Raw genomic sequence first — 450 nt, forward strand, 5'->3', positions numbered from 1 at the left:
AAGAGGTGACGAACCACCTCGAGGGCGAGAACCGTCTCGACGATGACGAGCACCGCGCCGAGGTCTCCGAATCGACGCGTCAGCAGGTCGCGACGCAGCTCCTGCTCGACGAGATCGTCGAGAAGCACGAGATCCAGGTCGGCCAGGACGAGCTGATCGAGTACCTCATCATGTCGGCGCAGCAGTACGGCATGGACCCGAACACGTTCGCGCAGGCGCTCGACGCGCAGGGCCAGGTGCCCGCCATCATGGGTGAGGTCGCTCGCCGCAAGGCGCTCGCCACCGTTCTCGAGTCCGCCACGGTCAAGGACACGGCGGGCAACGTCGTCGACCTGAACGCCGCCGTCGACACCGGCGATGACGAGGACGAGGCGCAGGCCGCCGACGCCGCCGACGGTGAGAACGCCACTCCGGTCGCCTCCGAGGACGCCGACGCCGACGCTGCGGACA

At 68.4% G+C, this 450-nt stretch carries 1 protein-coding gene; it reads left to right on the forward strand.

What is annotated here, in order from left to right:
* The coding region (locus C5L13_RS28425) for a trigger factor (RefSeq protein WP_245571529.1) at nt 1-450 on the forward strand (450 nt) is incomplete at both ends.

Source organism: Neorhizobium alkalisoli, from assembly GCF_002968635.1.
Taxonomy (GTDB): Bacteria; Pseudomonadota; Alphaproteobacteria; order Rhizobiales; family Rhizobiaceae; genus Neorhizobium; species Neorhizobium alkalisoli.